This window comes from Pedobacter rhizosphaerae, from assembly GCF_900111155.1.
Taxonomy (GTDB): Bacteria; Bacteroidota; Bacteroidia; order Sphingobacteriales; family Sphingobacteriaceae; genus Pedobacter; species Pedobacter rhizosphaerae.
Genome location: NZ_FOGG01000027.1, coordinates 1 through 13,650 on the forward strand (window position 1 = coordinate 1; position 13,650 = coordinate 13,650).

The 13,650-nt window shown below is 39.0% G+C and carries 11 protein-coding genes; 10 read left to right on the plus strand and 1 reads right to left on the minus strand.

Annotated elements, in window-relative coordinates:
- Positions 1-404 precede the first annotated feature (404 nt).
- Entirely contained in the window at positions 405-1,688 is a 1,284-nt protein-coding gene (locus BMX11_RS17975) for a nucleotide sugar dehydrogenase (RefSeq protein WP_090886812.1), read from the plus strand.
- Positions 1,689-2,243: 555 nt separating this feature from the next.
- On the opposite strand, the gene BMX11_RS17980 is transcribed toward BMX11_RS17975, so the two are convergent.
- Positions 2,244-2,921 carry a hypothetical protein gene (locus BMX11_RS17980; protein ID WP_090886814.1) on the minus strand — a complete coding sequence of 226 codons (678 nt, stop codon included), beginning with the start codon at positions 2,919-2,921 and terminating at the stop codon, positions 2,244-2,246.
- Between the two features lie 973 nt (positions 2,922-3,894).
- On the opposite strand from BMX11_RS17980, the gene gmd reads away from it, so the two are divergent.
- From gmd to BMX11_RS18025, 9 genes are all read left to right on the plus strand, one after another.
- Positions 3,895-5,031 (plus strand): GDP-mannose 4,6-dehydratase, encoded by a 1,137-nt coding sequence (gene gmd / locus BMX11_RS17985; protein WP_090886816.1) that lies wholly within the window; start codon positions 3,895-3,897, stop codon positions 5,029-5,031.
- A 28-nt stretch (positions 5,032-5,059) separates the two neighbouring features.
- Positions 5,060-7,525: an SLBB domain-containing protein gene (locus tag BMX11_RS17990; RefSeq protein ID WP_090886818.1), complete on the plus strand. Its 2,466-nt coding sequence runs from the start codon at positions 5,060-5,062 to the stop codon at positions 7,523-7,525.
- A 61-nt stretch (positions 7,526-7,586) separates the two neighbouring features.
- On the plus strand, positions 7,587-8,690 hold the full coding sequence (locus tag BMX11_RS17995; RefSeq protein ID WP_090886820.1) for a GumC domain-containing protein: 1,104 nt from the start codon (positions 7,587-7,589) through the stop codon (positions 8,688-8,690).
- A 3-nt stretch (positions 8,691-8,693) separates the two neighbouring features.
- A complete protein-coding gene (locus BMX11_RS18000) occupies positions 8,694-9,098 on the plus strand; it encodes a sugar 3,4-ketoisomerase (RefSeq protein ID WP_090886822.1) in 405 nt (134 codons plus the stop codon).
- Positions 9,099-9,515, plus strand: a complete 417-nt coding sequence (locus tag BMX11_RS18005) for a sugar 3,4-ketoisomerase (RefSeq protein WP_090886824.1) — start codon at positions 9,099-9,101, stop codon at positions 9,513-9,515.
- Complete coding sequence (locus tag BMX11_RS18010; RefSeq protein ID WP_090886827.1) at positions 9,505-10,056, plus strand: acyltransferase; 552 nt, start codon at positions 9,505-9,507, stop codon at positions 10,054-10,056. Before BMX11_RS18005 ends, BMX11_RS18010 begins: the two co-directional genes overlap by 11 nt.
- Positions 10,053-11,153 carry a DegT/DnrJ/EryC1/StrS family aminotransferase gene (locus tag BMX11_RS18015; protein WP_090886829.1) on the plus strand — a complete coding sequence of 367 codons (1,101 nt, stop codon included), beginning with the start codon at positions 10,053-10,055 and terminating at the stop codon, positions 11,151-11,153. The genes BMX11_RS18010 and BMX11_RS18015 overlap by 4 nt, the downstream gene beginning before the upstream one ends.
- Complete coding sequence (locus BMX11_RS18020) at positions 11,147-12,442, plus strand: O-antigen translocase (RefSeq protein ID WP_090886831.1); 1,296 nt, start codon at positions 11,147-11,149, stop codon at positions 12,440-12,442. Before BMX11_RS18015 ends, BMX11_RS18020 begins: the two co-directional genes overlap by 7 nt.
- Complete coding sequence (locus tag BMX11_RS18025) at positions 12,442-13,650, plus strand: glycosyltransferase family 4 protein (protein WP_090886833.1); 1,209 nt, start codon at positions 12,442-12,444, stop codon at positions 13,648-13,650. Before BMX11_RS18020 ends, BMX11_RS18025 begins: the two co-directional genes overlap by 1 nt.

Genomic DNA, 13,650 nt, shown 5'->3' on the forward strand with positions numbered 1-13,650 from the left:
CTGCAAACAGCCCAATACTACTTACAACTCTGGACAAAAAGTTCTTCACTGGTCTGGGATTAGATGGATTCGCTAATTATTACTATTGGAAAACGACACACCAAACGAAGTTATTCTAGCAAACCGCTGTATACCGAACGGTACGTACAGTGGTGTGAGAGGACAGGTAGGGAACTAATCCCTATCTTCCTACTCGATAAAGATCAGTGTTGTTGCGGTCAGAACGCTAGTGCATTGTTCTCAACCACAAATTTTTACCATCTAAAACACCCTAGCAGACTAATTTAATACAGGAGGTTTTATTTGGAGGTTGGCTCGGTCTAGACTTACGACTTAAACCTACTACTTACAACTTTTACCAACCTTAGTGCTTAATCATTATCTTTGGCGATCATCTAAAAAATATGGAGCAAGTAAATCAAATTGCCGTTATCGGACTAGGATACGTGGGACTTCCTTTAGCAATAGAATTCGCCAAGAAATACAACGTAATCGGTTTTGATACCAATGAATTTCGTGTTGCTGAACTCAAAGCACTGGAGGATAATACCCATGAGGCTAATTTGGATGATCTTCAGCAAGTAATCAAGCAGAAGGGGTATGCTATCGGACTTCAACTTACTGCCAACTTACCTGATATTGCTACTTGTAATTATTACATTGTTACCGTCCCTACGCCTATAGACCAACTCAAGCGACCAGATCTTAAGCCACTTTTAGAGGCCAGTAAAATGCTGGGTATTGTACTCAAAAAAGGTGATGTGGTGATTTATGAATCGACGGTTTATCCCGGATGTACGGAAGAAGATTGCGTACCCGTTTTAGAACGGATATCTGGTTTGAAATACAACCAGGATTTTTTCTGCGGATATTCCCCTGAAAGGATTAATCCGGGCGATAAAGTGAATACACTAACTAAGATTAAAAAAGTCACCTCTGGTTCTACGCCAGGAATCGCTGAAGTGGTTAATGCGCTTTATGCATCCATTATTACTGCGGGCACGCACTTGGCCCCGAGTATTAAGGTTGCAGAAGCTTCTAAGGCCATAGAAAACGCACAACGCGACGTTAATATTTCCTTTGTAAATGAGCTGGCATTGATTTTCGATCGGATGGAAATTGATACGACTGATGTGTTAGCTGCCGCCGCCACCAAATGGAATTTTCTAAACTACAAACCAGGCTTGGTAGGTGGTCATTGCATCGGGGTAGATCCTTATTATTTGGCACATAAATCAGAAGCGCTGGGCTACAAGCCTGAAGTAATATTATCTGGCAGACGGGTGAATGATAACATGGGCATGTTCGTAGCCAACAAGATCATCAAAATGTTGGTAGCCAGAAACAAAGTGATTAATGGTGCCCGTGCATTAATCTTAGGCTTTGCATTTAAAGAGAACTGTCCGGATACCCGCAATACGAGAGTAATAGATATTTACAAAGAATTAAAATCGTTCAGTGTTGAGGTTGATGTGCACGATCCCTGGGCAAATGCTGTAGAGGTTAAGGCTGAATATGGTATCAAACTAATTGATAGAACGCAATTTGGACAGTATGATGCCGTGATTTTAGCGGTATCCCACCAGGAATTTCTAACGATCGACTACAATTATTTTAAGGCCAATGACGCTGTTATTTTTGATACCAAATCTTTCATTGACCGGAGTTTAGTAGATGCCCGATTGTAACCTCTCTCAGGATCTAGTCCCCCTTTGAAGGGGGGAGGGGGATGATTAGAAATTTTCCATCGCACTAAGGTATCTGCCTGCGCGCTCATACATACGTCCTCAACGCTGTTAACTTAAGCTAAATGCTGTCTGTCTGAGCTTCCCTATGTGAAATCGGGACAAGTAGTCGAAGACCTTCTTAATAAGTCGAAAACTAAAATGGATTACCCTTCGACAGGCTCAGGATGACAATCCATTTTATTTTTCTCCTTAAGTTAATGGCATTGCTCACGTCCTCCTGAACTTGTTTCAGGATCTTTAGGGTAATGGGGATATTGCGTGGAAATTGTGATGTGCCCTTCGACTGGCTCAGGGTTTGACAATCTTGATTAAGATCTAGTCCCCCTTTGAAGGGGGCAGGGGGATGATTAGAAATTTTTCTATCGCATTAAGATTCCCGCCTGCGCGGGAATGACGGATTTTGAAGGGTTTTTGCGATTAGCTAAACACCCAGTCCCGTAACACATAACCCACAACACGCAACCCTTCTTTTTCGCCTAACGAAAAAGAAGACTACTAATTCTTTCTATTAATATTAAACTGAATTCCTGCAGAAACTGGATTCAATAAAAACTCCCACTTCCGGTAACTGTTTACCGTTCTGGCAATGCCATTAGGCTCACTAATATCTTGTTTCTCGTAAGAATAATAAAAGTCTAGGCTGCTTTCTGCAAACAAGGTGATTTGATCAATGATATTAACCTTAATACCTAAAACAGGAGCCATTACCAATCCGTTCTTATTGGCATCAACCGTTTTTTCAGATACACCCGTAAGGCCACTCTTAGGTGAGGTGGTACCGGTAAACCGATTAGAACGGTAGCCGATATCAAATGCAAAATAAGGCTGTACTTTCGAATAAGTAAAGTTTTTCTCGAAGCCCACTTTAAATGAATAATCAGTTACCTTTCCTTTGCCAATTTCACAGGTTGCACAAGTGTTATCAAAAGTAATATCATCTCTAAAATAGTTACCACTAATTCTATAGCTTACCTGATTATCGTTGAATTTAATCATGGCACCATTGGCTAACATACTGGTATAGTCCTGAGTATTGGTTTGGTTTAAAATCTTTGGAAGTTGCATTAAGCTGTAAGCTCTAACGCCAATGGAATAATTATAGTCGGATGCTGACTGTGCGAGTGCGAATAAGGATGCGCTCATCAAACCGATGAACATAATTAATTTTCTCATTTAGGATTTTTTGGGATTTAGGTCAAAAGTATAAATAATTCGCTAATTATTTCATAGAGTTCACTTTAAGCTAAAACTTTGTCAGTAATTATGATTTTTTGTATTAACGAACAGACAAAAATAGACTTCTCCTTAACAATGTTTTGTTCATTTTGTTCTGGATATTTTTTAATTTGTGAAAAACGTGGATTGAGGCATTGTAGTGGGTGTGTTTTGAACAGATTTAACGACAGAGCACATCGACTTACTAGCTCCCCTCCTTCTTTCAAGGAGGGGGTGTATAGGCTAGTGAAGTGGCGGGGGTGGTTCTTAAGATGTGCTTACATGGCTAAAATGGTGCAAAATTTAACCTTTGTTTTACTGTTGAACCGCAAAGTGCACAAAGTTCTAACGCAGAGCACGCAGGGATAGTGCCGCCATTAATAAGAGAACGCCAAGTCCGAAATCCCGCAGGCATCAAGGCTCTAGCTTCCCTCCTTTTTTCAAGGGGGGGGTGTATAGGCTAGTGAAGTGGCGGGGGTGGTTCTTAAGATGCGCTTACATGGCTTATATGGTGAAAATAGCCTTTGTTTTATTGTTGAACCGCAAAGTGCGCAAAGTTTTAACGCAGAGCGCACCAAGATGGCTTTGCCATTCATAAGAGAACGCCAAGTCCGAAATCCCGTAGGCATCAAGGCTCTAGCTCCCCACCTTTTTTCAAGGACGGGGTGTATAGGCTGGTGAAGTGGCGGGGGTGGTTCTTAAGATGTGCTTACATGGCTTACATGGTGAAAACAACCTTTGCTTCATTGTCATCCTGAGGCACGAAGGATCCCTTACTTAAGAAGATCGTTATTTGACCATGTAAGCCACATCAGAAAAAGCGAGAGATTACCAATTAATAACCAACCTTGTTCAATTCAACAAACAATTTTATTACAAACCAATTATTTATATATCTTTGCTTGCTTAATACATAATCTATTAACTAAATATGAAAGTTGCCCTAATAACAGGAGTTACTGGTCAGGATGGTGCCTACTTAGCAGAGTTTTTGCTAAAGAAGGGCTATTTTGTTCATGGCCTGAAAAGGCGTTCATCTCTCTTCAATACCGATCGAATTGATCACTTGTACCAGGATCAGCATGAGCAAAATGTTCATTTCAAATTGCACTATGGTGATCTTACAGATTCTACCAATCTGATCCGCATTATACAAGAAATACAACCTGATGAGATTTACAATCTGGCAGCCATGAGCCACGTTCACGTGAGCTTTGAAATGCCAGAATATACAGCCAATGCCGATGGTATCGGGACTTTACGTCTGCTGGAAGCCATTCGGATTTTAGGCTTAAATAACAAAACCAAAATTTACCAGGCTTCTACCTCAGAGTTGTATGGCTTAGTGCAGGCGGTTCCACAAAGTGAGACCACTCCATTTTATCCACGTTCGCCCTATGCAGTGGCCAAAATGTATGCATATTGGATCACTGTTAACTATCGTGAAGCTTATGGCATGTTTGCTTGTAACGGTATTTTATTCAATCACGAAAGTCCTTTAAGAGGAGAAACATTTGTAACCCGTAAAATTACACGGGCGGCAGCGAAGATTGCATTAGGTCTGCAAACCTGTTTGTACCTGGGTAATCTTTCAGCACAACGCGATTGGGGCCATGCCAAAGACTATATTGAAGCCATGTGGTTAATTCTTCAACAAGAAAAACCAGAAGATTTCGTTATAGCGACAGGAGTGACTACCGCAGTACGTGATTTTGTTCGCATGAGCTTTGCCGAACTTGGCATAGAAATTGAGTTTAGCGGCAAAGATGAAAACGAAAAAGGTGTAATTGTGGGCTTAGATGTAGAATTATTGAAAAGCTTAGGCTTAGATCAGCATAAATTATTTTTAGGCACTACAGTTGTTCGCGTTGATCCTAAATATTTCCGTCCTACAGAAGTGGATCTTTTATTAGGCGACCCAACAAAATCTAAAACTCAATTGGGCTGGCAACCTAAATACAACTTGCCTGCGCTGGTGCAGGATATGGTGATTTCTGATCTCCAGTTAATGAAAAAGGATGAATACCTTAATAAAGGTGGATTCACAACCTTAAATTATTTTGAATAGTAATACCTGCCGATTATTTCGGAAACCTATGAAACAAAGCATAAAATTATTTCTATCCCTTATCGTTCTCAGTCTCTTCGTTCAGCTTTCATCTTTTGCACAGAATTACTCCAGTGTTAAGGTAGATGAACTCTCTGATGCCCAGATCCTTCAAATGATTAAAAAAGCAGAATCTGTGGGTTATAACGATGCCCAGTTAGAACAAATGGCTGCTGCACAAGGTATGAAGACGGATGAAATCCAGAAGCTAAGAGCGCGTGTAGCTAAAGTGAGAAAGCAAGGCTCTGCGGTACAGGTAGAACAAAAACCAGTGGTTACGGGTAGAGAAATGAGTGAAACTACAGCTGGTGGCGAAATCAATAATGAAAAGAAAGAAGAGGACAGTGAGATTGGGCCTAAAATCTTTGGATCAGAGCTTTTCAGAAATGGTAATATCACATTTGAACCTAACCTTCGCATGGCCACTCCGAAGGGGTATGTTATTGGTCCGGACGATAAGTTAGTCATCGATTTAACAGGTGATAATGAAGCCAGCTACAATTTAGAAGTTAGTCCGGAAGGGATCATTAATCTTCAATATGTAGGACGAATTGCCGTAGGCGGATTAAGTATTGATCAGGCTACTTCTAAAATTCGTACGGCAATGGCCAAAACCTATCCTTCGTTACGCTCGGGCAGAACAAGCTTAGCCATTAACCTGGGCAATATTCGCAGTATCAAAGTTATCATGACCGGATATGTAACTAAACCTGGTACATATACCTTGCCTTCTTTAGCTACGGTTTACAATGCATTATATGCATCTGGTGGGCCTGCTCAAAACGGGTCATTTCGTAAAATCCAGATCATTCGTAACAATAAAATCATTGCCACATTAGATATTTATAACTTCCTGCTAAAAGGAATCCAACAAACCAATATCCGTTTACAGGATCAGGATGTGATTAACATTCCAGTGTATGATGATCGTGTGGAGATTAGTGGAGAGGTAAAAAGAGCGGCACTTTATGAAGTGGTAAAAGGAGAAACGCTACAAAACGTAATCGATTTTGCGGGTGGTTTTACAACGCAAGCGTATACGGCCAAAATCAAGGCTTTCCAAAACACAGACCGCGACCGTAGAATTAATGATATTGCTGCTGTAGATTTCCCTACTTACGCGCCTAAAAATGGCGATAAATATGTGGTGGAAGCGATTCTGGATCGTTTTGCTAACCGTGTAGAAATCTTGGGATCGGTATTTCGTCCTGGAGTTTATGAGTTAGACAAGGGCTTGACTTTGCGCGGGTTGATCAATAAGGCTGATGGCTTAACGGAAGATGCATTTTTAAACCGCGGTTATATTAACCGATTAAACCCTGATAATACTCAGGCCTTAATTTCTTTTGACGTGGCTAAGATTATCGCAGGGACACAAACCGATATTGCTTTACAGCGTGAAGATAAAATTACCATCTCTTCTATCTTTGATTTACGAGATGAATATCAGGTGAGCATTCAGGGAGAAGTGCGTGCACCAGGTAGTTTTCAATTTGCAGAGGGCATGACTTTAGAATCAGTGATTCAACTCGCCGGAGGTTTTAAAGAAGGAGCTACACCTAACAGGATCGAAATCTCCAGAAGGGTAAGAAATAGCGAGGCGACATCTGCAACTGCACAAACAGCAGAAGTGTTTATAGTAAATGTAAACGAAGATTTGAAGCTTGAAGGCGAGCCCTTTGTGATTAAACCTTTCGATATTGTTTCTGTGCGTAATGCCGAGGGGTATGCAGTACAAAAGCAAGTGAAGTTAGAAGGTGAAGTGGTTTATCCAGGTGTTTATACCATTTTGAATAAAAATGAACGTATTTCTGATTTAGTTCGCCGTGCAGGTGGATTAACTTCGTCAGCATATGCAGATGGCGCTTCTTTGAAAAGACCTGGTGCAGAGAAAGTGAACCCAAGAGATAAAAATGCGATCAATAATAAAGAAGAGGAAGATAAGAAGTTTCTGGGCTTAAAGAGAGCACAGGAGGCAGGATCAAAGGATACACTCGCAACAGAAGTAGAGCAGAAACTCATTCAAAGTGATTTAGTAGGTATTAACCTGGTTAAAATCTTAAAAGATCCACTATCTAAATTTGATTTGATTGTGGAGGATGGTGATATTATTCGCGTACCTCGCACTTTACAGACGGTTAAGGTAACTGGTGAGGTGCTTAATCCGAATAGCATTGTTTATTTACCTGGAAAGGGCTTACGACAGTACATCAGTGGTGCTGGCGGCTTCACAGACAAGGCGCGCAAAGGTGGTGTTTATGTTAAGTATGCGAATGGTTCTGCTGCTGGGGTAAGTAAATTTTTATTTTTCAATAACAATCCAGTAATTAAGCCTGGTGCAGAAATTTTGGTACCTAAAAAGGCCGATCGTGAAAGATTGACTGCACAGAGCTGGATTGGAATCGGGACAGCCGTAGCTTCGCTAGGCGCTATATTAGTGAGTCTTTTAAGGTGAGGAAATCTTATTTGGCATTAGCATGAGAAAACTGCGATTTGATGAACTTACAATAATTTAAATGATAAATGACATTCAAACCTCTGAAAGGGAGCAAGAGCAGGAAATGACTTTTAAACAGTTATTTAATTCGGTTCGGAGCTGGTGCCACTACCTTTTGAGAAGATGGTATTTTTTGGTTTTAGCTGGCATTATCGGTGCCGTGTCAGGGTTTTGTTTCGCATATTTTAAGCCGATACAATATACTGCAACCACTACTTTTGTACTCGAAGATGATAAAGGTAGTGGCGGTGGATTAGGAAACTTAGCAGGATTAGCTTCCATGGCCGGAGTGGATTTAGGTGCAGGAGCAAGTATTTTCCAGGGAGATAATATTGTCGAATTGTATAGGTCGAGAAAGATGATTGAAAAGACTCTTTTGACAGATGTAAATATAGATGGTAAATCAACGAACCTATTGCAGCGATATATCAGCTATAATAAGTTGAACGAGGAATGGGCAAAAGACCCAAAGTTGGCAAGGATATCATTTGCGTCAGATTACATACCGTTAGAGAAATCATTCCTCGTGCCCAACAGGCTAAGAGATAGTGTGATAACAAGTATTATAAATGCAATCGCTAAAAATAGCCTTTCCGTTGGAAAGCTTGATAAGAAGTTAAGTATTATCAAGGTTGATGTGAAATCACCAGATGAGACTTTTGCTAAGTTATTTAATGATAATATTGTTTATAATGTCAACAAATTCTACCTCCAGACCAAAACAAAAAAGTCTCTACAAAATGTCAATATAATCCAGCGAAAAACAGATTCTGTCAGGGCGGTAATGAACGGTGCAATATATACTGCGGCTTCGGTTGCAGATGCGACCCCCAACTTAAATCCAACCCGTCAAACACAGCGGGTTGCGCCTGTACAGAAGGCTCAATTCTCTGCTGAAACAAATCGGGCTATTTTAGGATCGTTGGTACAAAACTTAGAGATGTCTAAAGTTTCCTTAATGAAAGAAACACCACTACTTGAAATTATCGATCAACCAGTTTATCCATTATTTAAGGAAAAAGCGAGCAAACTTAAATATCTAATATTGGGAGGAATTGTATTTAGTTTGTTAGCAGTTATTATAATGGTTGGGCAAAGAATGTTTAAGGATGCTTTAATATAGGAAATGATGGAAAGAGTACGAATAATTAACCTCCCAAAAATTTTTGATGAGCGTGGTAATCTCTCCTTCATTGAAGAGAATAAGCACATCCCATTTTCAGTGGAGAGGATGTATTGGATATATGATGTACCCGGCGGAGAAGTCCGAGGAGGACACAGCTACTATGAAAATCAGGAATTGATCATAGCGCTAAGTGGAAGTTTTGATATTGTTCTCCATGATGGTGCCGAGGAAACACGTTTTTCTCTTAATCGCTCCTATTCTGGTCTATTTGTGCCCAAAGGTATTTGGAGGCACATGGAAAACTTTTCTACAAATGCTTTAGGATTAATTATAGCTTCAACATCTTATAATGCTGACGATTATCAACGGGACTTTGACGAATTTCTAATTCAAAAGAACAGTTAGATGAAAGCAACCACTTATCACTGTACACTTTTCGAACTTCCGAAAATTGTAAATCGAGCTGGAAATATTACCCCGGTTCATAATAATATAGAAATTCCCTTTGCAGTAAAGCGTATATTTTATTTATATGATATTCCTGGAGGTGAATCTAGAGGTGCCCACGCACACAAGGATTGTCATCAGTTCCTAATAGCTGCAAGTGGTAGCTTCGAAGTTTTATTGGATGATGGTAGGACCAAGCGAATAGTTCAATTGAATAGGCCTTATGTCGGCTTGCATATACCTCCAGGTATCTGGGCTTCCGAAATTAACTTTTCATCAGGGGCAATATGTCTTGTCCTAGCGTCTCATGTGTATGATGAGACTGATTATATTCGTGATTATGAAAACTATGTAAGCTACATAAATGGGAACTAGAATTCATCCACTAGCTGATGTGCAATCGGAAAACATAGGCTCAGATACGTACATCTGGCAATTTACTGTCGTATTGAAAGATGCGGTCATTGGGGCAAATTGTAATATCAATTGTAACTGTTTTGTCGAGAACGATGTCTACATTGGCAACAATGTAACTGTCAAATCAGGTGTCCAAATCTGGGATGGAATAAAAATTGAGGATAATGTTTTTATAGGGCCGAATGTAACCTTCACGAATGATTTAATCCCCAGATCAAAAATATATCCAAAAGAATTTAAAAAAACGCTACTAAGGAAGGGAAGTTCTGTTGGAGCAAACTCTACCATTGTTGCAGGTGTTGAGATTGGTGAAATGGCATTTATTGGAGCAGGTAGCGTTGTAACAAAAAATATTCCTCCCTACACACTTTGGTATGGTAATCCAGCTCGGCATCGCGGTTACATAACTGATGATTCGATCTTGCTGGATCTTAACCTAAAAGATCGTGAGACGGGTAAACAATATTATTTAGAAAGTTTCAAACCAATACAGAAATGATAAAATTTTTAGATTTATACAAAATAAACCAAAATCATAAAGTGGAGCTCTTACAAGCTTTCGAACGCGTGCTTGATTCGGGGTGGTATATCATGGGCAATGAACTCAAATCTTTTGAAAGAAATTTTGCGAGTTTCACTGGTACTCATCACTGTATTGGGGTTGCGAATGGTCTTGATGCACTCATGCTTATCATAAGAGCCTATAAAGAACTTGGTCTGTTCAAAGATGGCGATGAAATTTTAGTTCCCTCGAATACTTATATTGCCAGTATCTTGGCTATTTCTGCTAATAATCTCGTACCAGTATTAGTGGAGCCAAATATTGATACCTACAACATTGATCCAGAAAAGTTAGAGCAAGCAATCACCGAACGTACCGTAGCGATACTTCCAGTTCATCTTTATGGGCAATTGTGTGATATGAAATCTATTTTGGAAATAGCAAATAAACATAGTTTGAAAGTTATTGAAGACTGCGCACAAGCGCACGGTGCCCAGGATGATTATGGAATTAAGGCTGGAAATTTTGGAGACGCGGCAGGATTTAGCTTCTATCCTGGGAAAAATTTAGGTGCCATGGGCGATGCTGGAGCCATTACCACTAACGATCATGCACTAGCAGATGCGCTGCGTGCCCTTCTGAATTATGGGTCTCATGTCAAATACCAAAATAAATTTAAAGGGATAAATAGTCGCCTCGATGAACTACAAGCGGCTCTACTGTCAGTGAAATTGAAGCATTTGGATGAGGAAACGGCAAAAAGGCAGCTCGTTGCTAATAGGTATTTGAGTGAAATAATAAATACAAAGATCGTATTGCCAATGGTGAATACACATGAAAGTCATGTTTGGCATTTATTTGTAGTTAGAGTGGATGACCGAGACGAGTTTCAGTCATATCTTACTGCAAAGGGTATACAGACTGTTATTCACTACCCCATCCCGCCACATAAACAGGATGCCTATAAGGAACTCAATCATTTAAATTTTCCCATATCTGAGTCCATTCATAGCCAAGTTGTTAGTCTACCTATCAGTCCGGTAATGACATCCGAAGAGATAGATGTTGTAATAGCTGCTGTAAACCAATGGTGAGCAAATTAAAGCGGCATCTAACATTTCAAAGTGGCGGAATTTTTAAGGTTTTTTCGCTCACAGCGGTTTCTACCCTAGTTAAGATGTTGACTGGATTGGTCAGCGTGAAAGTTGTAGCAGTGATTATTGGCCCTAGTGGGATAGCCTTACTTGGACAACTTAATAGCTTTGCAACAATTATAATGGTTGTAGCGTCGGGAGGTATTAATACTGGAATAACAAAATATATATCGGAGTATAGAAATTCAAATAGTGATATCATTAAGTTGTTATCCAACGCATTGAAGATTACGCTTGCATGTTCAATAGTTTGTGGATTGTTCATGATTGTCCTAAGCGGATATTTGAGTCGTAAGATCATGCTAAGTAATGACTATAAGTACATTTTTGTCATTTTTGGTGCAACAGTTTTCCTATATGCCCTAAACGGGTTGATTAGTTCTGTGTTAAATGGGTATAAGGAATTTAAGCTTTTTGTAGTTGTTAATATTATTGGCAGTTTAGGTGGCTTGATTTTTACATTATCGTTTGTATATTTTTTAGGTCTCAAAGGTGCGCTCATAAGCGCAGTCACTTTTCAAAGCGTAATGTTTTTGATATCGTTGATTATGATTAGAAAATTACCCTGGGTAAAGCAAGAATATTTTAATCAGCCGGTAGATAAACAAACATTACTCAAATATCTGCATTATTCTTTAATGACATTTGTTACCGCCGCAACCGCACCAGTAGCACAAATTATCCTTAGAGGGCATGTCATAGCCAATATATCTGCTACGGAAGCAGGTTGGTGGGAAGCTATGTCTCGAATCTCGAATATGTACTTATTGGTAATCACTACGTCATTTTCGGTCTACTACCTGCCCAGACTATCAGAAATAAACAACATCCAGATCATTAGGAAAGAAATTATAAATTCATTCAAAATTATTGTCCCGGTTTTGATAGCAGGTTTTTCAATATTATATATTGGGAGGTTTCTGGTAATTAAGCTTTTATTCTCAACAGAATTTTTGCAAATGGAAAAACTGTTTTTATGGCAACTGTTGGGCGACTTTTTCAAAATTACCAGTTGGCTACTGGCATATCTTATGATTGCGAAAGCTATGACTAGAGCATTCATTATAACTGAAGTATTTTTTACCATTTTCTACCTTGCCACAGCGTACCTGTTAATGAGTGAGAAAGGAGTGTTAGGCATTGTTCAGGCATATGCTGTAAATTATTTTGTGTATTTAATAATTATGCTTGCATTGTTTCGGAAAACTTTATTTTATAAACATACATAATGCAAGATTCTAGAACGATATTATTTTTTTGTTTTAAATTTGGTCTCGGTGGGACTGAGACGCTAATACTTCGCCTAATAAAGCATTTTGCTACAGCACATTATCGTACGGTGCTGTTAACGGAAGCACCAATACATGAAAATGTAAAGCGAGATGTTGAAAGTTTTCAATTTGAACATTATATTTATAACATATCTTCTAACAAGTTCGAATCGGAAGTAGCCTCTCTAAGTTTTGATAAACACGAGAAACCACTTGTAATTACACATTTTTTGCCCGAATTTTTGAAGTGCTATGTTGAATTGTCGTATAAGCGCTATGGTGTAACTTTCCGTCATCTCGTTCATATCGTTCACCCTCATTCAACTTTTTACGGACCGAAACAACTCACTCTTTTGGCAAGGCTCATGATCAGAGTATTTCTCAAAAAAAGAAATATATTATTCATGGATGAAACATGTGCAAATGAATGTTTCCAGTTCTATCGTTTACCTCAATCTACAAAATACGAATTGTTACGGCTTCCATTAATAATTAATGATGACAATTTAACCAAGCAGAAGAATCGTGAGTTTAATATATTGACAATTACTCGCTATGAGTTCCCATTCAAAGGTTATGTTCTAGGATTGATTCGATCTTTTAGTAAATTATGCCAACAATTTGAGAATATTAGCCTTACGATAATTGGATATGGTAGAGATGAAGCCGAAGTAAAGAACGAATTGACTCTTCTCGAACCTTCTATTCGTTCTAAAATCACAATTTTAGCCCAAGTGCCATATATACAAGTTGAGGATTATATTAGAATGTGTGACTGCTACGTTGGTATGGGCACAACCGTTCTAGATGCGGCGAACTTAAATAAAATTGTTATAACAGCAGTAGCTTATCAAAGGGAGGACAATGCAGTCGGATTTTTTCATGAGAATTATCAAACCATTGGGGAAATCTTTAATGCAACAAAAAAATATCCTGATTTTGAATCTCTTTTAGAGAAAGTTATTTCTTTGAAAGAAGACACCTTCAGAAGTATGAGCGCTGAAAGTAAGAAAGTGCTTACTGAACATTATGATATTTCGCAGATTAGTGATAAGCTTATCACGCATGGGAATCAGAATTTTACTTATCGAGAAGATTTGTTGATTCGAACATTAGCAAATATTCAGTCAGTCAGCAATGCTATAATAAGAAAATTAAAAGGATAG

Bases quoted from the DNA above. Each gene is read 5' to 3' on its own strand.
- BMX11_RS17995 (WP_090886820.1), top strand. From the start codon at position 7,587: ATGATAAATGACATTCAAACCTCTGAAAGGGAGCAAGAGCAGGAAATG.
- BMX11_RS18020 (WP_090886831.1), top strand. From the start codon at position 11,147: ATGGTGAGCAAATTAAAGCGGCATCTAACATTTCAAAGTGGCGGAATT.
- BMX11_RS18025 (WP_090886833.1), top strand. From the start codon at position 12,442: ATGCAAGATTCTAGAACGATATTATTTTTTTGTTTTAAATTTGGTCTC.
- BMX11_RS17975 (WP_090886812.1), top strand. From the start codon at position 405: ATGGAGCAAGTAAATCAAATTGCCGTTATCGGACTAGGATACGTGGGA.
- BMX11_RS18000 (WP_090886822.1), top strand. From the start codon at position 8,694: ATGATGGAAAGAGTACGAATAATTAACCTCCCAAAAATTTTTGATGAG.
- BMX11_RS18010 (WP_090886827.1), top strand. From the start codon at position 9,505: ATGGGAACTAGAATTCATCCACTAGCTGATGTGCAATCGGAAAACATA.
- gmd (WP_090886816.1), top strand. From the start codon at position 3,895: ATGAAAGTTGCCCTAATAACAGGAGTTACTGGTCAGGATGGTGCCTAC.
- BMX11_RS18015 (WP_090886829.1), top strand. From the start codon at position 10,053: ATGATAAAATTTTTAGATTTATACAAAATAAACCAAAATCATAAAGTG.
- BMX11_RS17990 (WP_090886818.1), top strand. From the start codon at position 5,060: ATGAAACAAAGCATAAAATTATTTCTATCCCTTATCGTTCTCAGTCTC.
- BMX11_RS17980 (WP_090886814.1), bottom strand. From the start codon at position 2,921: ATGAGAAAATTAATTATGTTCATCGGTTTGATGAGCGCATCCTTATTC.
- BMX11_RS18005 (WP_090886824.1), top strand. From the start codon at position 9,099: ATGAAAGCAACCACTTATCACTGTACACTTTTCGAACTTCCGAAAATT.